Origin of the sequence: Streptomyces hydrogenans (assembly GCF_014656075.1) — a bacterium.
Lineage (GTDB): Bacteria > Actinomycetota > Actinomycetes > Streptomycetales > Streptomycetaceae > Streptomyces > Streptomyces hydrogenans.
The window spans coordinates 1-767 of the sequence record NZ_BNBS01000306.1; the positions used below are offsets into that span (position 1 = coordinate 1).

Annotated in this window: 1 protein-coding gene; it reads left to right on the top strand. The window is 62.5% G+C overall.

Going from position 1 to position 767, the window contains the following annotated elements:
• Positions 1-268 precede the first annotated feature (268 nt).
• Positions 269-766, top strand: coding sequence for a hypothetical protein (locus IE321_RS41575; RefSeq protein ID WP_226652898.1), 498 nt, complete (start codon positions 269-271; stop codon positions 764-766).
• Position 767 lies beyond the last annotated feature (1 nt).

Genomic DNA, 767 nt, shown 5'->3' on the forward strand with positions numbered 1-767 from the left:
CGCTCCCGGTTTGCCCTGTTGGACATGTGGAGGGATTGAGCTCTTGAATGAAGCGCCACAGAAAGCCGCTTCAGCTCGCCTGGATGAATTCGCACACCTCGCCAGGTGGGCTCAAGTGGCCTACGCGAAAATAATTGGCAACCGTCATCCCGGCTGCATCCAGGACTTGCTGCATTTCCCTGAAACGGCATAGAGACACCCGGTCGGGACGCGTCTCTATGCATAGAAGAAGGGGATGAGGCACCTGATTCATAAGAGGGAACTGCACATGAAACTCGTCACTCGCATCATTGCGACGGCATGTACCGCCGGCCTGGCGGCCGTGCTGTGGACGACTTCGTCGGCGGGCCGGCCGACGGGAAACACGGAATCCGTGGCCGACGCGGCACCCGGCTATGCCGTGGAGGACTACAACTACCCGAACGCGGACAAAATCCTCACCGAGAAGAACATCGTCCTGAAGCGGGGCGACGGGCACATCGTGCTGGCCGACTGCGCCGGCGGGACCGGACTGCTCGAGGTCTGGGCCCGCAGCAAGGAGAAGATCTGCTTCAAGGTCACCGGGAACAGCGGCTGGCTGACGCTTGAGATCCCCTCCGTGTACGCCGTCAAGGGCAGCGTCGACCAGAGCGCCCAGGTCGACATGACGGTCGGCACGGAGGAGAAGTCCTTCGACGTCGCCAAGAACACCTGGACCGCGGTCGGCGAGAGTGCCGACCCCGAGGGCCGCGACCACATGCTCGTCGAGATCCGCACCTCCAAGTAGG